The following is an 18,088-nucleotide window of genomic DNA, read 5'->3' on the forward strand; positions in this document are numbered from 1 at the left end:
GGGTGTTGAGATTCAGCTGAAAAAAGATGAAAGCCTCCGGCGGATGTCAAGGATTTTTTAGGGTAGGTTTTCGAGCTTGCTCGAAAAAATCCTGACACAATCACGCCGAGGCGTGATTGATTGACACCTTAATCCGAAACGGAAGGAGTTATACAAAATGGCTAGAGAGTTCTCCTTAGTGAATACTCGTAACATTGGTATCATGGCTCACATCGACGCCGGTAAGACGACGACGACCGAGCGGATCCTTTTTTACACAGGTAAGATCCATAAGATTGGAGAAACGCACGAAGGGGCTTCCCAAATGGACTGGATGGAGCAGGAGCAGGAGCGTGGAATCACGATCACTTCTGCTGCGACAACAGCTGCATGGAAAGGCCACCGTGTAAACATCATCGATACACCGGGACACGTAGACTTCACAGTTGAAGTTGAACGTTCACTTCGCGTATTGGATGGTGCTGTAACGGTTCTTGACGCTCAATCGGGCGTTGAACCACAAACAGAAACTGTTTGGCGCCAAGCGACAAACTATAAAGTTCCACGTCTTGTTTTCGTTAACAAGATGGATAAAACAGGTGCGGACTTCCTTTACTCTGTAGGCACTCTTCATGATCGTCTACAAGCGAATGCTGTTCCGATCCAACTTCCGATTGGTGCTGAAGATAATTTCAGCGGCATCATCGACCTCGTCGAAATGAAAGCTACTATGTACGGTAATGACCTCGGAACTGATGTTACAGTGGAAGATATTCCGGAAGAACACCGTGCGCAAGCCGAAGAATACCGTGAGAAATTGATCGAAGCGATCGTAGACTTTGATGAAGATCTCATGGAAAAATACCTCGGCGGCGAAGAGCTGACGGTCGACGAAATCAAAACTGCAATCCGTAAAGCGACTCTTGCGGTAGAATTCTACCCAGTTGTTTGTGGTACGGCTTTCAAAAACAAAGGTGTTCAATTAGTCCTCGACGCTGTTGTCGACTACTTGCCATCACCACTCGACATTCCACCAATGATGGGTGTCAACCCGGAAACAGAAGAAGAAGAAGAGCGTCATTCAAGCGACGAAGAGCCGTTCTCTGCTCTAGCGTTCAAAGTTATGACAGACCCTTACGTTGGTAAGCTTACATTCTTCCGTGTTTATTCCGGTGTCCTTCAATCGGGTTCATATGTACAGAACTCTACTAAAGGAAAGCGTGAGCGTGTAGGACGTATCCTGCAAATGCACGCAAACTCCCGTGAAGAAATTTCTGAAGTCCATTCAGGTGAAATTGCAGCTGCAGTCGGTTTGAAAGATACTGGAACAGGTGACACGCTTTGTGACGACAAAGCACCAATCATCCTTGAGTCCATGGATTTCCCAGAACCGGTTATCTCTGTTGCGATTGAACCGAAAACTAAAGGTGACCAAGATAAGATGGGTAACGCCCTTGCGAAATTGCAAGAGGAAGACCCGACTTTCCGTGCGCACACTGACCAAGAAACAGGCGAAGTCATCATCGCTGGTATGGGTGAACTTCACCTTGATATCATCGTTGACCGTCTACGTCGTGAGTTCAAGGTAGATGCTAACGTTGGTGCACCACAAGTTTCTTACCGTGAGACATTCCGCACTGCTGCGGAAGTTGAAGGTAAATTCGTCCGTCAATCCGGTGGTCGTGGACAATACGGTCACGTTTGGATTGAGTTCTCGCCAAACGAAGAAGGAAAAGGTTTCGAATTCGTAAACGCTGTCGTCGGTGGTGTTGTTCCTCGTGAATACATCGGATCCGTTGAAGCGGGAGTTCGTGATTCCTTGAACAATGGTGTTCTTGCAGGTTATCCGTTGATCGACGTAAAAGCTCGTCTATTCGATGGCTCTTACCATGACGTCGACTCCAACGAGATGGCGTTCAAGATCGCTGCTTCCATGGCACTTAAAAATGCAGCTGCAAAATGTAACCCAGTTCTTCTTGAGCCGATGATGAAAGTTGAAGTCATCATTCCTGAAGAATACATGGGCGACATCATGGGTGATATCACATCACGCCGTGGTCGCGTGGAAGGTATGGACGCTCGCGGTAACGCACAAGTTGTCCGTGCAATGGTTCCACTTGCAGAGATGTTCGGTTACGCAACTTCACTTCGTTCGAATACACAAGGCCGTGGAGTATTCTCCATGTCATTCGATCACTACGAAGATGTTCCGAAATCAGTTGCAGAAGAAGTCATCAAGAAAAATAAAGGTGAATAATTAATATTCATCCTTGTTTCCATCATTGATTACTTGTAAGATATGGATAGTTGGAGGGAATTGCTTCTCCAGCATCCATGCTTATAAAAAACTAAAAAACATTCATATTTTTAAGGAGGAATTCCACAATGGGTAAAGAGAAATTCGATCGCTCCAAGGAGCATGCTAACGTTGGAACAATCGGTCACGTTGACCATGGTAAAACAACTTTGACTGCTGCAATCGCAACAGTTCTTTCGAAAAAAATGGGTGGAACAGCGAAATCTTACGCTGACGTTGATAACGCGCCAGAAGAAAAAGAGCGTGGAATCACAATCAATACTTCACACATCGAGTATGAAACTGAAAAGCGTCACTACGCGCACGTTGACTGCCCAGGTCACGCTGACTACGTTAAGAACATGATCACTGGTGCAGCACAAATGGACGGCGGAATCCTAGTTGTTTCTGCAGCTGACGGCCCAATGCCACAAACTCGTGAGCACATCCTTCTTTCACGTCAAGTAGGTGTTCCTTACCTAGTTGTATTCATGAACAAATGTGACATGGTTGACGACGAAGAGCTTCTTGAGCTAGTCGAAATGGAAATCCGTGACCTTCTATCTGAGTATGAGTTCCCTGGCGACGACATTCCTGTCATCAAAGGTTCTGCTCTTAAAGCACTTGAAGGTGAGCCTGAGTGGGAAGAGAAAATCGTTGAGCTTATGAATGCTGTTGACGAGTACATCCCAACACCACCACGTGACACTGAAAAACCATTCATGATGCCTGTTGAGGACGTATTCTCAATCACAGGACGCGGTACAGTTGCTACTGGACGTGTTGAGCGTGGAGTAGTTAAAATCGGTGACGTTGTAGACATCATTGGTTTGACTGAAGAGCCAAAATCAACTACTGTAACAGGTGTTGAAATGTTCCGTAAGCTTCTTGACTATGCAGAAGCTGGCGACAACATCGGTGCACTTCTTCGTGGAGTTTCCCGTGAAGACATCGAGCGTGGACAAGTACTTGCTAAACCAGGTACAATCACTCCACACACTAAATTCAAATCAGAAGTTTACGTTCTATCAAAAGAAGAGGGTGGACGTCACACTCCATTCTTCTCTAACTACCGCCCACAGTTCTACTTCCGTACAACTGACGTAACTGGTATCATCCAACTTCCAGAAGGCGTGGAAATGGTTATGCCTGGCGACAACGTTGAAATGACAGTTGAACTTATCGCTCCAATCGCGATTGAAGAAGGTACTAAATTCTCAATCCGTGAAGGTGGACGTACAGTAGGCGCTGGCGTTGTAGCAACAATCGAAAAGTAATAACCTTTAAAAACCCCGCACCGGTGCGGGGTTTTTCTTTTGGAGAAACTTTAAATTAGTCGAATGCATTTGGCGCGAATGTATGTGGGACTGTTCTTGGATTGAAGCCGCGGTAAAAGGGTGAGTGATGAATATCCCGAGCTCAAAGTGAACACTCCTACGCTCAAAGTCAGTTGTTTTTCGCTCAAAGTAATTCGCTCCGCGTCCATAGTAAGGCGTTCCGCGCCTAAAGCGAGCTGTTGTGCGTCCATAACGAGGTAATGTACGTCCAAAGTAAGCTGCTCGTACGTCCAAAGCAAGCCATCACGCGTCCAAACAACTCATTCCTATCCGCTACCAATACAACAAACTAACTTCAACGATCCCTATTATTACAAACAAAGCTACGAATCGTTAAAATCCAAGCTATTTTTTACTCAAAATCCCACAAAACAGTTGAATTATAAGTCGTACCCTATTATAATTAAAAAGCTGAGAAAAGAATTTCGCCAAAAGGGTTGCGGGATTCTTTTTCATTGTGTATAATGTTGAATGTTGGTCTTTGACTGCGATGAAGCGAGAGGTTGCCGACACACCCGGCCGCTTTGCCATGGCAAGTGTGTGGGAAATTTTCGTGGAGAATGTCTAGAAAATAGGCGAGAAGGAGGGAAAATAATGGCAAAACAGAAGATTCGTATCCGTTTAAAAGCATATGATCACAGAATCCTTGATCAGTCAGCTGAAAAGATTGTAGAAACAGCAAAACGTTCAGGTGCAAGCGTGTCAGGTCCGATTCCACTTCCAACTGAAAGATCTGTTTATACAGTACTTCGTGCGGTACATAAGTACAAAGATTCGCGCGAGCAGTTCGAAATGCGTACGCATAAACGTCTTATCGATATCGTTAACCCGACACCACAAACTGTCGATGCGTTGATGAAACTCGATCTACCATCTGGCGTTGACATTGAAATCAAACTTTAATCGATAAAATAAAACTTATTAAAATCAGGAGGTGTGACAAATGACCAAAGGAATCTTAGGGAGAAAAGTCGGCATGACGCAAATTTTTGCTGAAAACGGCGATCTCATTCCAGTGACTGTGATTGAAGCTGCTCCAAACGTTGTTCTTCAAAAGAAGACGAACGAAACAGACGGCTACGAAGCAATCCAGCTTGGATTCGACGACAAACGTGAGAAGCTTGCAAACAAACCTGAAAAAGGCCACGTTGCTAAAGCTGAAACGGCACCTAAGCGCTTCATTCGCGAATTCCGCGGAGTTGACGTAGCTGGGTACGAAGTTGGTCAGGAAGTCAAAGTCGATACATTCGCAGAAGGCGATATCGTCGACATTACAGGAGTATCAAAAGGTAAAGGGTTCCAAGGTGTTATCAAACGCCACGGATACTCACGCGGACCGATGAGTCACGGTTCCCGTTTCCACCGTGCGCCAGGTTCACTAGGTGCGGTTGACGGACAACGTGTATTCAAAGGTAAGAAATTACCAGGACGTACTGGTGGAGACACTGTAACGATCCAAAACCTTGAAATCGTACGAGTTGACGCTGAGCGTAACTTGCTACTAATTAAAGGTAATGTTCCAGGACCACGCAAATCACTAATCACAGTGAAAAGCGCAATCAAAGGGAACTAATACTTAAAGGAAGGAGGAAACATAATGCCTAAAGTATCCGTACTAAGTCAGACAGGTTCTTCAGTTGGCGATATCGAATTGAACGAAGCGATTTTCGGAATCGAGCCAAATGAAGCTGTCCTATTTGAAGCATTGGTTCAACAACGCGCATCATTGCGCCAAGGGAACCATAAAGTAAAAACTCGCGCGGAAGTTGCTGGCGGTGGCCGTAAACCATGGCGCCAAAAAGGAACTGGACGTGCACGTCAAGGTTCAATCCGTTCACCACAATGGCGTGGAGGCGGTATCGTATTTGGTCCATCTCAAAGAAGCTACAGCTACAAGCTTCCTAAGAAAGTCCGTCGTTTGGCACTCCTTTCAGCGCTTTCTACGAAAGTACGCGACGAGGAAATCATCGTATTGGACGCTCTTACATTCGATGCACCAAAAACAAAAGAATTTACAAAGGTCCTAACAGATCTTTCTATTGATAGAAAAGCATTGTTCGTAACAGCTGATCTTGACGAAGCGGTGGCATTGTCCGCTCGCAACATCCCTGGAATCAGTGTTGTTACAGCAAACGGCATCAACGTGCTTGACCTTGTCGCTCATGACAAGCTTGTCATCACAAAAGATGCAGTTCAAAAAATTGAGGAGGTGCTTGGTTAATGGAAGCACGTGATGTCCTAAAACGTCCGGTCATTACCGAGCGTTCTTCAGAACAAATGGAATTCAAAAAGTACACTTTCGAAATCGATACTCGCGCTAACAAAACACATGTGAAGCAAGCTATCGAAGAAATCTTCGGAGTAAAAGTTGAGAAAGTCAACGTACAAAACTACAAAGGCAAGTTCAAACGTATGGGCAAGCATGCTGGCTACACTAACAAACGCCGCAAAGCTATCGTAACGTTGACTGCTGATTCAAAAGACATCGAACTATTCGAATTGTAATTGGTTCGTAAATAAACAAAGGAGGGAACACCAATGGCGATTAAGAAATACAAACCTACCTCCAACGGACGTCGTAACATGACAAGCTCTGACTTCTCTGCAATCACTACAGATAAGCCGGAAAAATCATTGCTTGAGCCGGTAAAACGGAAAGGCGGCCGTAACAACCAAGGTAGGATGACTGTTCGTCACCAAGGTGGAGGCCATAAGCGCCAATACCGTGTCATCGATTTCCAACGTCGGAAAGATGGCATTCCAGGACGCGTTGCTACGATCGAATACGATCCAAACCGTTCTGCTAATATTGCTCTAATCAACTATGCTGATGGAGAAAAACGTTATATCCTTGCTCCAAAAGGATTGGAAGTAGGCATGACTGTCATGTCAGGACCTGAAGCGGACATCCGCGTAGGGAACGCTCTTCCACTTGAAAACATTCCGATGGGTTCTACTATCCACAACATCGAAATGAAACCTGGTAAAGGTGGACAATTGGTACGTTCTGCTGGTACATCCGCTCAGCTTCTAGGGCGTGAAGGCAAATACGTAATCATCCGTCTTCAATCTGGAGAAGTTCGTATGATCCTATCAACTTGCCGTGCAACAATCGGTCAAGTAGGTAACGAGCAACACGAATTGATCAACATCGGTAAAGCAGGTCGTTCACGCTGGATGGGTAAACGTCCAAGTGTCCGTGGATCTGTCATGAACCCTAACGATCACCCACACGGTGGTGGTGAAGGACGTACTCCAATCGGTCGTCCGAGCCCAGTTACACCTTGGGGTAAACCAACTCTTGGCTTCAAAACTCGTAAGAAAAACAACAAATCCGACAAACTTATCGTTCGTCGCCGTAAAAAATAATGTGATGACACTGCGGTTCGGTAAGAGGACCGTAGTACACCCATCACGGAGGGAGGTTTTTCCATGGGCCGCAGCTTGAAGAAAGGACCTTTTGCAGATGATCATCTACTTAAAAAGGTCGACGCTCAAAAAGATACACAAAAGAAACAGGTCATTAAAACTTGGTCTCGCCGTTCCACAATTTTCCCATCCTTCATCGGATTGACGATTGCAGTGTATGACGGACGCAAGCACGTACCTGTCTATGTGACTGAAGATATGGTTGGTCACAAACTCGGTGAATTCGTACCTACGCGCACATACAAAGGTCATGGCGCTGACGATAAGAAAACAAGACGTTAATTGAGAGGAGGTTATTCTGATGCAACAAGCAAAAGCTACTGCCCGCACAGTCCGTATTGCTCCTCGCAAAGTCCGTTTGGTCGTTGATCTTATCCGGGGCAAGAAAATCGGTGAAGCTGTCGCGATTCTACGCCTGACGCCTAAAGCGGCATCGCCGGTTGTAGAAAAAGTATTGAAATCAGCAATCGCTAATGCTGAACACAACTATGAGATGGATGTTGAGAACATGATCGTCAGCGAAGTTTTCGTTGATGAAGGTCCAACAATGAAACGTTTCCGTCCACGAGCACAAGGTCGTGCAAGTGCGATCAACAAACGTACTAGCCACATTACAGTAGTGGTATCCGAAAAGAAGGAGGGGTAATTCGTGGGTCAAAAAGTACATCCTAATGGTTTACGGGTTGGCATCATTCGTGACTGGGATTCGAAATGGTATGCAGAGAAAGACTATGCGACTCTTTTACACGAAGACTTGAAAATCCGTGAGTACATCGAAAAACGCCTTGTTGACGCAGCAGTTTCCAAAGTGGAAATCGAACGTGCAGCAAAGCGTGTCAATATTACAATCCACACTGCGAAGCCGGGTATGGTGATCGGTAAAGGCGGTTCTGAAGTCGAAGCACTTCGTAAATCGTTGAATGATATCACTGGCAAGCGTGTACACATCAACATTGTAGAAATCAAACGTGCTGATCTTGACGCGAAATTGGTTGCGGAATCAATCGCACGCCAATTGGAAAGCCGTGTTTCATTCCGTCGTGCTCAAAAACAAGCAATTCAACGTACAATCCGTTCTGGTGCAAAAGGAATTAAAACTCAAGTTTCCGGACGTCTTGGCGGTGCTGACATCGCTCGTGCGGAACACTACAGTGAAGGTACTGTTCCCCTTCATACATTACGTGCAGACATTGACTATGCACACGCAGAAGCTGATACTACATATGGTAAGCTTGGCGTAAAAGTATGGATTTACCGGGGAGAAGTCCTTCCAGTGAAGAAGAACTCTGGGGAAGGAGGCAACTAATTATGTTAATGCCTAAACGCGTTAAATATCGTCGTGTATTCCGTGGTAAAATGCGCGGAACTACAAAAGGCGGAGCATCTGTGCAATTCGGTGAGTATGGCCTGCAAGCAACTGAATCAGGTTGGATCACGAACCGCCAAATCGAATCCGCTCGTATCGCAATGACACGTTACATGAAACGTGGCGGTAAAGTTTGGATCAATATTTTCCCACACAAGCCATATACGAAAAAGCCTCTTGAAGTCCGGATGGGTTCCGGTAAAGGTGCTGTAGAAGGCTGGGTAGCAGTAGTGAAACCAGGTCGTGTAATGTTTGAAATCGCAGGTGTGTCAGAAGAGGTTGCTCGTGAAGCGCTTCGTCTCGCATCTCACAAACTGCCCGTGAAGAGCAAGTTTGTAAAACGTGAAGAAATTGGTGGTGAATCTAATGAAAGCTAAAGAAATCCGTGACTTAACAACTGCAGAAATTGAGCAAAAAGTGAAATCACTGAAAGAAGAGCTTTTCAACCTTCGCTTCCAATTAGCGACAGGACAATTAGAAAACACTGCACGCATCCGTGAAGTTCGCAAATCGATTGCGCGCATGAAAACTGTAATACGTCAAAGAGAGATCAGTGCAAATAACTGATGAAGGAGGTTGCAGCCATGACTGAGCGTAACCAGCGCAAAGTATATACAGGCCGTGTAGTATCCGACAAAATGGATAAAACGGTTACCGTAATGGTAGAGACACATAAAAAACACACTTTATACGGAAAACGTGTAAAGTACTCGAAGAAATTCAAGGCCCATGACGAACTGAATGAAGCGAAAATCGGCGATGTAGTTCGCATTATGGAAACACGTCCACTTTCAGCTACAAAACGTTTCCGCCTCATCGAGATTGTCGAAAAAGCGGTCATCATCTAATATCGTTCGGAAAGTAAATTCCGAGAGGAGGTAGCCTCAATGATTCAACAAGAAAGCCGTATGAAAGTTGCCGATAACTCAGGTGCACGTGAAGTTCTAACAATTAAAGTACTTGGTGGAACAGGTCGTAAAACTGCTAATATCGGTGACGTCGTTGTTGTAACAGTGAAAAAAGCAACACCAGGTGGCGTTGTCAAGAAAGGCGACGTTGTCAAAGCTGTTATCGTCCGCACGAAAAGCGGAGTTCGTCGTAAAGATGGCTCCTACATTACGTTCGACGAAAACGCATGTGTTATCATCCGTGATGACAAGAGCCCACGTGGGACACGTATTTTCGGACCAGTTGCACGCGAATTGCGCGACAGCAACTTCATGAAAATCATTTCACTAGCTCCAGAAGTTCTTTAATCACATGACAGTGCCAATCAAGGAGGTGCGATGAAATGCACGTTAAAAAAGGCGATAAAGTTATGGTCATCACCGGAAAAGACAAAGGTAAGACCGGAGTAATCTTAGCTGCTTTCCCTAAGAAGGATCGCGTGCTTGTAGAAGGCGTCAACATTGTTAAGAAACATACAAAGCCTAACCAAGCAAATCCTCAAGGCGGAATCGTCAGCCAAGAGGCAGCTATCCATGTATCCAACGTCATGCCAATCGATCCTAAAACAGGCGAGCCTACTCGCGTAGGATACAAAATTGTAGATGGCAAAAAGATTCGTATTGCTAAAAAATCCGGTGAAGCACTGGACAAATGAGTAATGGATGAAAGGAGGTCCAACTGATGAGCCGATTAAAAGAGAAGTTTTCGAAAGAAGTCACACCTGCTCTTATGAGCAAGTTTGAATATACTTCAGTAATGCAAGTACCTAAAGTAGATAAAATCGTCATCAACATGGGTGTTGGTGATGCTGTTCAAAACACAAAAGCGCTTGACGCGGCAGTAGAAGATCTAACGATTATTTCCGGTCAAAAACCAGTTGTAACAAAAGCGAAAAAATCAATCGCTGGATTCCGTCTTCGTGAAGGAATGCCGATTGGAGCAAAAGTTACATTGCGCGGTGAACGTATGTATGAATTCCTGGACAAGCTGATCTCAGTTTCACTTCCACGTGTTCGTGACTTCCGAGGCGTTTCGAAAAAATCATTCGACGGTCGCGGCAACTACACACTTGGTGTGAAAGAACAGCTGATTTTCCCTGAAATCGACTACGATAAAGTATCTAAAGTACGAGGAATGGATATCGTCATCGTTACGACTGCTAACTCTGATGAAGAAGCACGCGAGTTGCTAACGCAGTTCGGCATGCCGTTCCAAAAGTAAACTAGAGGGAGGCGAAAACGTGGCTAAGAAATCAATGATCGTTAAACAGAAACGTACGCAAAAGTTCAAGGTTCAAGAATATACACGTTGCGAGCGATGTGGTCGTCCGCACTCCGTATATCGTAAATTTAAACTTTGCCGTATTTGTTTCCGAGAACTCGCATATAAGGGACAAATTCCTGGCGTTAAAAAAGCTAGTTGGTAATCCCCTAACTTGGGAAGGAGGTTAATGGAATGACAATGAGTGATCCGATCGCAGATATGCTTACACGCATCCGTAACGCGAACATGGTTCGTCACGAGAAGCTTGAGGTACCTGCTTCAAATATGAAAAAAGAAATCGCTGAAATCTTGAAACGTGAAGGTTTCGTCCGCGATGTTGAATATGTGGAAGATAGCAAACAAGGCATTATCCGCATTTTCCTTAAATATGGTCAAAACAACGAGCGTGTTATCACTGGTCTTAAACGTATATCAAAACCTGGTCTTCGTGTTTATGCTAAAACAAATGAAGTTCCTAAAGTTTTGAATGGCCTTGGTATCGCCCTTGTATCCACGTCGAACGGTCTCCTTACTGACAAGGAAGCACGCGCGAAACAAGTAGGCGGAGAAGTCGTAGCTTACGTTTGGTAATCTGTAACAATTGAATGGAGGTGCAATAGGATGTCCCGAATTGGTAAACGTCCGATCGAGGTACCTGAAAACGTGACAGTTACTATCTCTGATAACAACGAAGTCACTGTTAAAGGCCCGAAAGGCGAACTTACAAATACATTTAACACTGATATTAAAATCGAACAGGAAGGCAACGTCATCACTTTGACTCGCCCATCTGAATCGAAAGAACACCGTTCCATCCACGGAACTACTCGTTCCCTTCTGGACAATATGGTAACTGGTGTATCAAAAGGTTTTGAACGTACACTTGAACTTGTCGGGGTTGGTTACCGTGCACAGCTTCAAGGCACAAAGCTTGTATTGAACGTAGGTTACTCCCACCCGGTTGAGTTTACACCGGAAGAAGGAGTTACAGTTGAAGTACCTGCTAACACGAAAATCATCGTTCGCGGTATCAACAAAGAGCGCGTCGGTGCATTGGCTTCTAACATTCGTAAAGTACGTCCACCTGAGCCGTATAAAGGTAAAGGTATTAAGTACGAAGGCGAAATTATCCGTCGTAAAGAAGGAAAAACAGGTAAATAATGCCGCGTAAAGGCATTCGGAAGGAGTGACCACGATGATCACGAAACAAGATAAGAACGCTGTCCGCAAAAAACGTCACGCACGTGTGCGTACGAAAATCAGCGGAACTCCAGCGCGTCCACGCTTGAATGTTTATCGTTCAAACAAACATATCTATGCACAACTAATCGACGATATGAATGGCGTTACGATTGCTAGTGCTTCCACTATGGATAAAGGGTTCGATATGGACTCTAAGGCGAATGCTGAAGCAGCAGCTAAAGTCGGCGAGATGATCGCGAAGAAAGCCGTTGAAAAGGATGTCAAATCGGTTGTTTTCGACCGTGGCGGATACCTATTCCACGGCCGTGTGAAAGCTCTTGCAGACGCAGCACGCGAAAATGGACTTGAATTTTAATTAAGAAGGAGGGACATATTTCATGCGTCGTAATGATCAGAATAGAAGTGAATTCGAAGAACGCGTAGTAACGATCAACCGCGTAGCGAAAGTGGTAAAGGGTGGACGTCGTTTCCGCTTCACAGCACTTGTCGTTGTCGGCGATAAAAACGGCCGCGTCGGTTTTGGAACAGGGAAAGCGCAAGAGGTTCCTGATGCTATCCGTAAAGCAATCGAAGATGCGAAGAAGAACTTGATCGAAGTGCCAATGGTTAAAGGAACGACTCCACACGAAATTATTGGACGTTTCGGTGCAGGTCAAATCCTTATCAAACCGGCAGCACCTGGTACAGGAGTAATCGCCGGAGGACCTGTCCGTGCGGTACTTGAACTTGCAGGAATCACGGATATCCTTTCAAAATCCTTGGGATCAAGCACACCGATCAACATGGTACGTGCAACAATTGAAGGATTGAAGAATTTGAAACGCGCTGAAGAGGTTGCTAAATTGCGCGGTAAATCCGTAGAAGAACTGTTAGGTTAAGGGGGGAAACAATATGGCGAACAAACTTGAAATCACCCTTACGAAAAGTGTAATCGGCTCAAAGCCAGCACAACGTAAAACAGTTGAAGCTCTCGGTCTGCGTAAGTTGAATCAGACAGTTGAACATCAAGACAACGTAGCAATCCGTGGCATGATCAGCAAGGTTAGCCACTTAGTCACTGTTAAAGAACAATAATGCACATTTTCGATATAAGGAGGTGCCGATAAGATGAAATTACACGATATGAAGCCAGCTGAAGGCGCACGTAAAGCATGTAAACGCATTGGTCGTGGAATCGGTTCCGGTACAGGTAAAACTTCCGGTAAAGGTCATAAAGGACAAAACGCTCGCTCCGGCGGCGGTGTCCGTCTTGGATTCGAGGGTGGACAAATTCCACTTTTCCAACGACTTCCGAAGCGTGGATTTACGAATATCAATCGTAAAGAATATGCAATCGTGAATTTGGACGTACTGAACCGTTTTGACGAAGGTACCGAAGTTTCGCCTGAATTGCTAATTGAAACTGGAATCGTGAGCAATGAAAAATCAGGAATTAAGATTCTTGGAAATGGGACTCTTGAAAAAAAGATTACTGTCAAAGCTCATAAATTCTCTGCTTCTGCTAAAGAAGCGATCGAGAAAGCGGGCGGGCAAGCAGAGGTGATTTAATGTTTCAGACAATCTCCAACTTTATGCGCGTTAGAGATATTCGGTCTAAAATCATTTTCACACTAGTAGTGCTCATCGTATTCAGACTCGGTGCATTTGTGCCGGTCCCAAACGTTGATGCAACAGCTTTGCAACAATCAAACAACCAATTCATCGGATTTCTAAACATATTCGGCGGTGGCGCGTTATCGCAGTTCTCCATTTTTGCAATGGGAATCATGCCGTACATCACCGCTTCCATCATTGTGCAATTATTGCAGATGGATGTTGTTCCGAAATTCACTGAATGGGCGAAGCAAGGGGATGTCGGAAGACGGAAGCTTGCTCAATTCACAAGATATTTCACAGTCGTCCTCGCCTTTATTCAAGCGATTGCCATGTCATTCGGCTTTAACCAAATGTTTGGTGGCACGCTTATCCTTGGCGAAGGGATCTCCACATATGTGATGATCGCGATTGTTTTAACTGCCGGTACATCATTCCTGCTTTGGCTTGGTGAGCAGATCACCGCAAAAGGAGTCGGTAATGGTATTTCCATTATCATCTTCGCGGGTATCGTTGCAGCTATTCCGAATGCAGTGAACCAACTCTATGCAACACAAATTCAAGATGCGGGAGACGCGTTGTTCATTCGTCTTGCTATGATGGCATTATTGTTGATCGTCATCATTGCGATCATCGTCGGAGTCGTTTATGTACAGGAAGCGCTCCGTAAAATTCCGATTCAGTACGCAAAACGTATGACAGGTCGTCAACAGACGACGGCCGGACAACAAACGCACTTACCATTGAAATTGAATGCTGCAGGTGTTATCCCGGTAATCTTCGCTGTGGCGTTTTTCATCACTCCTCAGCAATTGAGTGCATTTTTCGGTGATAATAGTGTTACAAAATTCATTACACGGACGTTTGACTACAATCAACCGGTCGGGATGATCATTTATGTAGCACTGATCCTTGCTTTCACATATTTCTACGCATTCATTCAGGTGAATCCGGAGAATATGGCAGATAACCTGAAAAAGCAAGGCGCGTATATCCCAGGCATCCGTCCAGGACAAAATACGCAAAACTATTTAACGAGCACTTTGTACAGACTAACATTTGTTGGCTCGCTCTTCCTTGCCACAATAGCAGTCATGCCGATTTTCTTCATCAATTTGGCGAACCTTCCACAGTCCGCTCAAATCGGAGGAACTAGCTTGCTCATCGTCGTCGGGGTTGCACTTGAAACGATGAAACAGCTTGAATCACAACTCGTGAAGAGGCATTACAAAGGGTTCATGAAATAATATTTTGAATAGGCGCGCCCCTTGGTGAGCTCCTGTTTTAAATAATTACGGAGGGCAAGACGTATGAATATCGTATTAATGGGTCTGCCGGGTGCCGGTAAAGGTACGCAAGCAGATAAAATTGTCGAAAAGTACGAAATCCCTCATATTTCTACAGGCGATATGTTCCGTGCTGCGATTGCAGAAGGCACGGAACTTGGAGTCAAAGCAAAATCGTTCATGGATCAAGGTGCTCTTGTTCCTGATGAAGTGACAATTGGCATTGTGCGTGAACGACTAAGCAAATCGGATTGTGATAACGGATTCCTACTTGATGGTTTTCCGCGTACAGTTCCTCAGGCAGAAGCATTGGATGCACTGCTTTCGGAGATGGGCAGGAAGATTGAGCATGTTCTCAACATCAAAGTAGAAAAAGAAGAACTTATCGCAAGATTGACCGGTCGCAGAATATGTAAAGTATGCGGCACATCCTACCATTTGCAATTCAACCCGCCAAAGGTTGAAGGCAAATGTGATAAGGATGGCGGAGAACTTTATCAGCGGGCGGACGACAATCCGGAAACTGTAACTAACCGTCTGGAAGTAAATATGAATCAAACAGCACCACTATTGGCGTATTACAACGACAAAGGCGTGCTGACAAACATAGATGGACAAAAAGACATCAATGTTGTTTTCAATGATCTGGACGCTATCCTACAAGAGAGTGGCCAGTGATCCTTTCCGGACGCAATTCATGCACGCCATATTGCGGGCAGCATCACACTGTTGCACGGAAAGAGCATATGATTAACGAGCTGCAAAGGCATATGGTGCCCGGTATAGGAACTGGTGATAATCCATTGGCGACACTGTTTCGGGACTTTGTAAATGCAAATATCCGCCGAGGTGGGTATAATGTAAAAGGTGTCCGGAACCATGTGGCGAAAATGGAACGCACCAACGGCAATCCTGTCGTTTGTGTCTTTTCCGACGCGATTTTCCACAACAAGAGTCGGGGACTGACTTACGGGAAACGAAGTGTGACAGACGTCTTTCGAACATCACTCATGCAATCCGGACATATGTTGAAGGAAGCTTTGAAGGCGACTGCTGCCGCTCGATGGTTAAGAGCTTTATTGGATATAGAAGGGAGACAGGATTGATGGCGAAGGACGACGTAATTGAAGTTGAAGGTACCGTAGTCGAAACGTTGCCGAACGCGATGTTCAAGGTGGAATTGGAAAACGGTCATACGATTCTTGCACATGTTTCTGGCAAGATCCGTATGCACTTTATCCGCATCCTGCCTGGCGACAAAGTGACGATGGAACTCTCACCTTATGATTTAACACGCGGTCGTATCACATACCGTTTTAAATAAAACTTTTGCAACTCCGGAATATTGAAGGAGGTTGGGTAAGATGAAAGTAAGGCCATCTGTAAAACCGATCTGCGAAAAATGTAAAGTTATTCGCAGACGCGGCCGAGTAATGGTAATCTGTGAAAATCCAAAACATAAACAAAGACAAGGCTAATACAAAGGGAGGTGCACAATCTATATGGCACGTATTGCTGGTGTAGACGTACCGCGCGATAAGCGCGTAGTCATTTCATTGACATACATTTTTGGAATTGGGAAAACAACTGCACAGAAGGTCCTAGCTGGAGCTGGCGTTTCTGAAGAAACACGGGTTCGTGATCTTACTGATGCTGAACTTGATAAAATCCGTGAGCAAATCGACGCTTTGAAAGTTGAAGGGGACCTTCGTCGTGAAACTTCCCTTAACATCAAACGTTTGATGGAAATCGGTAGCTTCCGTGGAATCCGTCACCGTCGTGGATTACCTGTTCGTGGACAAAACACGAAAAACAACGCACGTACACGTAAAGGTCCTAAACGGACTGTCGCTAACAAGAAGAAATAATAGGTAAAGGAGGTTTTTCGTAGACATGGCACGTAAACAACAAACTCGTAAACGTCGTGTGAAAAAGAATATTGAAACTGGTATTGCACATATCCGTTCGACGTTCAACAATACAATCGTAACGATCACTGATAGTCATGGGAATGCTCTTTCTTGGTCCAGTGCTGGTGCACTAGGATTCAGAGGATCCCGTAAATCAACTCCGTTTGCTGCACAAATGGCTGCTGAAACTGCTGCCAAAACTGCTATGGAGCATGGCTTAAAGTCTTTGGAGGTTACTGTTAAAGGACCGGGTGCTGGTCGTGAAGCTGCAATCCGTTCACTACAAGCTGCAGGTCTTGAAGTAACTGCAATCAGAGACGTAACACCGGTTCCGCATAACGGATGCCGCCCACCGAAACGTCGTCGTGTATAATGGTTTGTTCTCCAATTGATTGAAAAGCACAATTTTTGGTAAAACTGAATTGTGTGATTGCATTTTGATTTCTTTTGATAATCGATTTCAATATGGAACGGCCTATATACTAGACGTTTTGAAGGAGGGTAAATGAATGATCGAGATTGAAAAACCGAAGATTGAAACAGTTATGATCAGCGAAGATTCCAAGTTCGGTAAATTTATTATTGAACCATTGGAGCGTGGATACGGAAACACTTTAGGGAATTCCTTGCGCCGCGTGCTTCTTTCCTCATTGCCAGGAGCTGCCGTGACATCTATCCAGATCGACGGAGTTCTTCATGAATTCTCTACAATTGAAGGTGTCGTCGAAGACGTTGCAACAATTATTTTGAATGTGAAGAAACTTGCTCTCAAAATCTATTCGGATGATGAGAAAGTGATTGAAATAGATGTAAAAGGCGAAGGAACGGTTACTGCAGCGGATATCACCCATGACAGTGATGTTGAAGTGCTTAATCCGGATCTTCAAATCGCTACACTAGGCAAGAATGGTCATTTGCGTATGCGGATGTATGCTGTTCGGGGCCGAGGGTATGCACCTTCCGATCAAAACAAACGTGAGGATCTTGCGATTGGTGTTATTCCGATCGACTCTATTTACACTCCAGTTTCACGCGTCAATTTCCAAGTAGAGAATACTCGTGTAGGTCAAAGCACTAACTTTGATAAGTTGACGTTTGACATTTGGACAGATGGAAGCATCGGTCCAAAAGAAGCTGTTTCGCTCGGAGCAAAAATCCTGACGGAGCATCTGAATATATTCGTCGGCATGACTGACGAAGCACAAACTGCTGAAATCATGGTGGAAAAAGAAGAAGACCAGAAAGAGAAAGTTCTTGAGATGACTATCGAAGAGCTTGATCTATCAGTCCGTTCATATAACTGCCTGAAACGTGCAGGCATCAATACAGTACTTGAACTTGCTAATAAGTCCGAGGACGAAATGATGAAAGTGCGCAACCTTGGCCGTAAATCACTTGAAGAAGTGAAGGCGAAATTGGACGAGTTGAACCTCGGGTTACGCTCGGAAGATTAATCAACTAGATTGAAGGAGGGAAAC

At 44.9% G+C, this 18,088-nt stretch carries 31 protein-coding genes; all 31 read left to right on the plus strand.

What is annotated here, in order from left to right:
- Positions 1-157 precede the first annotated feature (157 nt).
- A complete protein-coding gene (fusA, locus tag OC538_RS12415) occupies positions 158-2,236 on the plus strand; it encodes an elongation factor G (RefSeq protein WP_251695521.1) in 2,079 nt (692 codons plus the stop codon).
- Positions 2,237-2,364: 128 nt separating this feature from the next.
- Complete coding sequence (gene tuf / locus OC538_RS12420; RefSeq protein WP_251695520.1) at positions 2,365-3,552, plus strand: elongation factor Tu; 1,188 nt, start codon at positions 2,365-2,367, stop codon at positions 3,550-3,552.
- A 654-nt stretch (positions 3,553-4,206) separates the two neighbouring features.
- Positions 4,207-4,515, plus strand: a complete 309-nt coding sequence (rpsJ, locus tag OC538_RS12425) for a 30S ribosomal protein S10 (protein ID WP_060203412.1) — start codon at positions 4,207-4,209, stop codon at positions 4,513-4,515.
- A gap of 40 nt (positions 4,516-4,555) precedes the next feature.
- On the plus strand, positions 4,556-5,185 hold the full coding sequence (gene rplC, locus OC538_RS12430) for a 50S ribosomal protein L3 (RefSeq protein WP_251695519.1): 630 nt from the start codon (positions 4,556-4,558) through the stop codon (positions 5,183-5,185).
- 24 nt (positions 5,186-5,209) lie between these two features.
- Positions 5,210-5,833, plus strand: coding sequence for a 50S ribosomal protein L4 (gene rplD / locus OC538_RS12435; protein WP_251695518.1), 624 nt, complete (start codon positions 5,210-5,212; stop codon positions 5,831-5,833).
- Positions 5,833-6,117, plus strand: a complete 285-nt coding sequence (rplW, locus tag OC538_RS12440) for a 50S ribosomal protein L23 (RefSeq protein WP_251695517.1) — start codon at positions 5,833-5,835, stop codon at positions 6,115-6,117. The genes rplD and rplW overlap by 1 nt, the downstream gene beginning before the upstream one ends.
- A 33-nt stretch (positions 6,118-6,150) precedes the next feature.
- Positions 6,151-6,981 carry a 50S ribosomal protein L2 gene (rplB, locus tag OC538_RS12445; RefSeq protein ID WP_251695516.1) on the plus strand — a complete coding sequence of 277 codons (831 nt, stop codon included), beginning with the start codon at positions 6,151-6,153 and terminating at the stop codon, positions 6,979-6,981.
- Positions 6,982-7,044: 63 nt separating this feature from the next.
- On the plus strand, positions 7,045-7,323 hold the full coding sequence (gene rpsS / locus OC538_RS12450) for a 30S ribosomal protein S19 (RefSeq protein WP_251695515.1): 279 nt from the start codon (positions 7,045-7,047) through the stop codon (positions 7,321-7,323).
- A 19-nt stretch (positions 7,324-7,342) separates the two neighbouring features.
- A complete protein-coding gene (gene rplV, locus OC538_RS12455) occupies positions 7,343-7,687 on the plus strand; it encodes a 50S ribosomal protein L22 (protein ID WP_060203423.1) in 345 nt (114 codons plus the stop codon).
- A 3-nt stretch (positions 7,688-7,690) separates the two neighbouring features.
- Entirely contained in the window at positions 7,691-8,347 is a 657-nt protein-coding gene (rpsC, locus tag OC538_RS12460) for a 30S ribosomal protein S3 (protein WP_251695514.1), read from the plus strand.
- A 2-nt stretch (positions 8,348-8,349) separates the two neighbouring features.
- The gene (rplP, locus tag OC538_RS12465; protein WP_251695513.1) at positions 8,350-8,784 is read left to right on the plus strand and encodes a 50S ribosomal protein L16; all 435 of its coding nucleotides are present in this window, start codon (positions 8,350-8,352) and stop codon (positions 8,782-8,784) included.
- On the plus strand, positions 8,774-8,974 hold the full coding sequence (gene rpmC / locus OC538_RS12470; protein WP_009499049.1) for a 50S ribosomal protein L29: 201 nt from the start codon (positions 8,774-8,776) through the stop codon (positions 8,972-8,974). Before rplP ends, rpmC begins: the two co-directional genes overlap by 11 nt.
- A gap of 17 nt (positions 8,975-8,991) precedes the next feature.
- Positions 8,992-9,255, plus strand: coding sequence for a 30S ribosomal protein S17 (gene rpsQ / locus OC538_RS12475; protein ID WP_251695512.1), 264 nt, complete (start codon positions 8,992-8,994; stop codon positions 9,253-9,255).
- A 39-nt stretch (positions 9,256-9,294) separates the two neighbouring features.
- A complete protein-coding gene (gene rplN, locus OC538_RS12480; RefSeq protein ID WP_251695511.1) occupies positions 9,295-9,663 on the plus strand; it encodes a 50S ribosomal protein L14 in 369 nt (122 codons plus the stop codon).
- A 35-nt stretch (positions 9,664-9,698) separates the two neighbouring features.
- Positions 9,699-10,010, plus strand: coding sequence for a 50S ribosomal protein L24 (gene rplX, locus OC538_RS12485; RefSeq protein WP_251627886.1), 312 nt, complete (start codon positions 9,699-9,701; stop codon positions 10,008-10,010).
- A 26-nt stretch (positions 10,011-10,036) separates the two neighbouring features.
- The gene (rplE, locus tag OC538_RS12490) at positions 10,037-10,576 is read left to right on the plus strand and encodes a 50S ribosomal protein L5 (RefSeq protein ID WP_251695510.1); all 540 of its coding nucleotides are present in this window, start codon (positions 10,037-10,039) and stop codon (positions 10,574-10,576) included.
- 19 nt (positions 10,577-10,595) lie between these two features.
- Positions 10,596-10,781, plus strand: a complete 186-nt coding sequence (locus OC538_RS12495) for a type Z 30S ribosomal protein S14 (protein ID WP_230498276.1) — start codon at positions 10,596-10,598, stop codon at positions 10,779-10,781.
- 29 nt (positions 10,782-10,810) lie between these two features.
- Positions 10,811-11,209, plus strand: coding sequence for a 30S ribosomal protein S8 (gene rpsH / locus OC538_RS12500; protein ID WP_147057440.1), 399 nt, complete (start codon positions 10,811-10,813; stop codon positions 11,207-11,209).
- 30 nt (positions 11,210-11,239) lie between these two features.
- Complete coding sequence (rplF, locus tag OC538_RS12505; RefSeq protein WP_251695509.1) at positions 11,240-11,779, plus strand: 50S ribosomal protein L6; 540 nt, start codon at positions 11,240-11,242, stop codon at positions 11,777-11,779.
- 34 nt (positions 11,780-11,813) lie between these two features.
- Entirely contained in the window at positions 11,814-12,176 is a 363-nt protein-coding gene (gene rplR / locus OC538_RS12510) for a 50S ribosomal protein L18 (protein ID WP_251627892.1), read from the plus strand.
- Between the two features lie 22 nt (positions 12,177-12,198).
- Entirely contained in the window at positions 12,199-12,699 is a 501-nt protein-coding gene (rpsE, locus tag OC538_RS12515; protein ID WP_060203444.1) for a 30S ribosomal protein S5, read from the plus strand.
- 13 nt (positions 12,700-12,712) lie between these two features.
- The gene (gene rpmD, locus OC538_RS12520) at positions 12,713-12,895 is read left to right on the plus strand and encodes a 50S ribosomal protein L30 (protein ID WP_251695508.1); all 183 of its coding nucleotides are present in this window, start codon (positions 12,713-12,715) and stop codon (positions 12,893-12,895) included.
- A gap of 33 nt (positions 12,896-12,928) precedes the next feature.
- Entirely contained in the window at positions 12,929-13,369 is a 441-nt protein-coding gene (gene rplO / locus OC538_RS12525; protein WP_262175858.1) for a 50S ribosomal protein L15, read from the plus strand.
- A complete protein-coding gene (gene secY / locus OC538_RS12530) occupies positions 13,369-14,661 on the plus strand; it encodes a preprotein translocase subunit SecY (RefSeq protein WP_251695507.1) in 1,293 nt (430 codons plus the stop codon). Before rplO ends, secY begins: the two co-directional genes overlap by 1 nt.
- Before the next feature lie 63 nt (positions 14,662-14,724).
- The gene (locus OC538_RS12535) at positions 14,725-15,378 is read left to right on the plus strand and encodes an adenylate kinase (RefSeq protein WP_251695506.1); all 654 of its coding nucleotides are present in this window, start codon (positions 14,725-14,727) and stop codon (positions 15,376-15,378) included.
- Positions 15,375-15,806: a hypothetical protein gene (locus tag OC538_RS12540; protein ID WP_251695505.1), complete on the plus strand. Its 432-nt coding sequence runs from the start codon at positions 15,375-15,377 to the stop codon at positions 15,804-15,806. The genes OC538_RS12535 and OC538_RS12540 overlap by 4 nt, the downstream gene beginning before the upstream one ends.
- Positions 15,806-16,024, plus strand: a complete 219-nt coding sequence (infA, locus tag OC538_RS12545; RefSeq protein WP_060203457.1) for a translation initiation factor IF-1 — start codon at positions 15,806-15,808, stop codon at positions 16,022-16,024. Before OC538_RS12540 ends, infA begins: the two co-directional genes overlap by 1 nt.
- A gap of 40 nt (positions 16,025-16,064) precedes the next feature.
- Entirely contained in the window at positions 16,065-16,178 is a 114-nt protein-coding gene (gene rpmJ, locus OC538_RS12550) for a 50S ribosomal protein L36 (protein WP_076758849.1), read from the plus strand.
- 24 nt (positions 16,179-16,202) lie between these two features.
- Positions 16,203-16,568 carry a 30S ribosomal protein S13 gene (gene rpsM / locus OC538_RS12555; RefSeq protein ID WP_251627901.1) on the plus strand — a complete coding sequence of 122 codons (366 nt, stop codon included), beginning with the start codon at positions 16,203-16,205 and terminating at the stop codon, positions 16,566-16,568.
- Between the two features lie 25 nt (positions 16,569-16,593).
- Positions 16,594-16,983: a 30S ribosomal protein S11 gene (rpsK, locus tag OC538_RS12560; protein WP_009499031.1), complete on the plus strand. Its 390-nt coding sequence runs from the start codon at positions 16,594-16,596 to the stop codon at positions 16,981-16,983.
- A 136-nt stretch (positions 16,984-17,119) separates the two neighbouring features.
- Positions 17,120-18,064, plus strand: coding sequence for a DNA-directed RNA polymerase subunit alpha (locus tag OC538_RS12565; RefSeq protein WP_251627903.1), 945 nt, complete (start codon positions 17,120-17,122; stop codon positions 18,062-18,064).
- Positions 18,065-18,088: the final 24 nt, after the last annotated feature.

The organism is Saccharococcus sp. Marseille-Q5394 (assembly GCF_946901335.1).
GTDB lineage: Bacteria > Bacillota > Bacilli > Bacillales_A > Planococcaceae > Sporosarcina > Sporosarcina luteola_C.

Excerpts from the sequence above, each read along its gene's own strand:
- fusA (WP_251695521.1), top strand. The coding sequence starts at position 158 with ATGGCTAGAGAGTTCTCCTTAGTGAATACTCGTAACATTGGTATCATG.
- tuf (WP_251695520.1), top strand. The coding sequence starts at position 2,365 with ATGGGTAAAGAGAAATTCGATCGCTCCAAGGAGCATGCTAACGTTGGA.
- rpsJ (WP_060203412.1), top strand. The coding sequence starts at position 4,207 with ATGGCAAAACAGAAGATTCGTATCCGTTTAAAAGCATATGATCACAGA.
- rplC (WP_251695519.1), top strand. The coding sequence starts at position 4,556 with ATGACCAAAGGAATCTTAGGGAGAAAAGTCGGCATGACGCAAATTTTT.
- rplD (WP_251695518.1), top strand. The coding sequence starts at position 5,210 with ATGCCTAAAGTATCCGTACTAAGTCAGACAGGTTCTTCAGTTGGCGAT.
- rplW (WP_251695517.1), top strand. The coding sequence starts at position 5,833 with ATGGAAGCACGTGATGTCCTAAAACGTCCGGTCATTACCGAGCGTTCT.
- rplB (WP_251695516.1), top strand. The coding sequence starts at position 6,151 with ATGGCGATTAAGAAATACAAACCTACCTCCAACGGACGTCGTAACATG.
- rpsS (WP_251695515.1), top strand. The coding sequence starts at position 7,045 with ATGGGCCGCAGCTTGAAGAAAGGACCTTTTGCAGATGATCATCTACTT.
- rplV (WP_060203423.1), top strand. The coding sequence starts at position 7,343 with ATGCAACAAGCAAAAGCTACTGCCCGCACAGTCCGTATTGCTCCTCGC.
- rplP (WP_251695513.1), top strand. The coding sequence starts at position 8,350 with ATGTTAATGCCTAAACGCGTTAAATATCGTCGTGTATTCCGTGGTAAA.
- rpmC (WP_009499049.1), top strand. The coding sequence starts at position 8,774 with ATGAAAGCTAAAGAAATCCGTGACTTAACAACTGCAGAAATTGAGCAA.
- rpsQ (WP_251695512.1), top strand. The coding sequence starts at position 8,992 with ATGACTGAGCGTAACCAGCGCAAAGTATATACAGGCCGTGTAGTATCC.
- rplN (WP_251695511.1), top strand. The coding sequence starts at position 9,295 with ATGATTCAACAAGAAAGCCGTATGAAAGTTGCCGATAACTCAGGTGCA.
- rplX (WP_251627886.1), top strand. The coding sequence starts at position 9,699 with ATGCACGTTAAAAAAGGCGATAAAGTTATGGTCATCACCGGAAAAGAC.
- rplE (WP_251695510.1), top strand. The coding sequence starts at position 10,037 with ATGAGCCGATTAAAAGAGAAGTTTTCGAAAGAAGTCACACCTGCTCTT.
- rpsH (WP_147057440.1), top strand. The coding sequence starts at position 10,811 with ATGACAATGAGTGATCCGATCGCAGATATGCTTACACGCATCCGTAAC.
- rplF (WP_251695509.1), top strand. The coding sequence starts at position 11,240 with ATGTCCCGAATTGGTAAACGTCCGATCGAGGTACCTGAAAACGTGACA.
- rplR (WP_251627892.1), top strand. The coding sequence starts at position 11,814 with ATGATCACGAAACAAGATAAGAACGCTGTCCGCAAAAAACGTCACGCA.
- rpsE (WP_060203444.1), top strand. The coding sequence starts at position 12,199 with ATGCGTCGTAATGATCAGAATAGAAGTGAATTCGAAGAACGCGTAGTA.
- rpmD (WP_251695508.1), top strand. The coding sequence starts at position 12,713 with ATGGCGAACAAACTTGAAATCACCCTTACGAAAAGTGTAATCGGCTCA.
- rplO (WP_262175858.1), top strand. The coding sequence starts at position 12,929 with ATGAAATTACACGATATGAAGCCAGCTGAAGGCGCACGTAAAGCATGT.
- secY (WP_251695507.1), top strand. The coding sequence starts at position 13,369 with ATGTTTCAGACAATCTCCAACTTTATGCGCGTTAGAGATATTCGGTCT.
- OC538_RS12535 (WP_251695506.1), top strand. The coding sequence starts at position 14,725 with ATGAATATCGTATTAATGGGTCTGCCGGGTGCCGGTAAAGGTACGCAA.
- infA (WP_060203457.1), top strand. The coding sequence starts at position 15,806 with ATGGCGAAGGACGACGTAATTGAAGTTGAAGGTACCGTAGTCGAAACG.
- rpmJ (WP_076758849.1), top strand. The coding sequence starts at position 16,065 with ATGAAAGTAAGGCCATCTGTAAAACCGATCTGCGAAAAATGTAAAGTT.
- rpsM (WP_251627901.1), top strand. The coding sequence starts at position 16,203 with ATGGCACGTATTGCTGGTGTAGACGTACCGCGCGATAAGCGCGTAGTC.
- rpsK (WP_009499031.1), top strand. The coding sequence starts at position 16,594 with ATGGCACGTAAACAACAAACTCGTAAACGTCGTGTGAAAAAGAATATT.
- OC538_RS12565 (WP_251627903.1), top strand. The coding sequence starts at position 17,120 with ATGATCGAGATTGAAAAACCGAAGATTGAAACAGTTATGATCAGCGAA.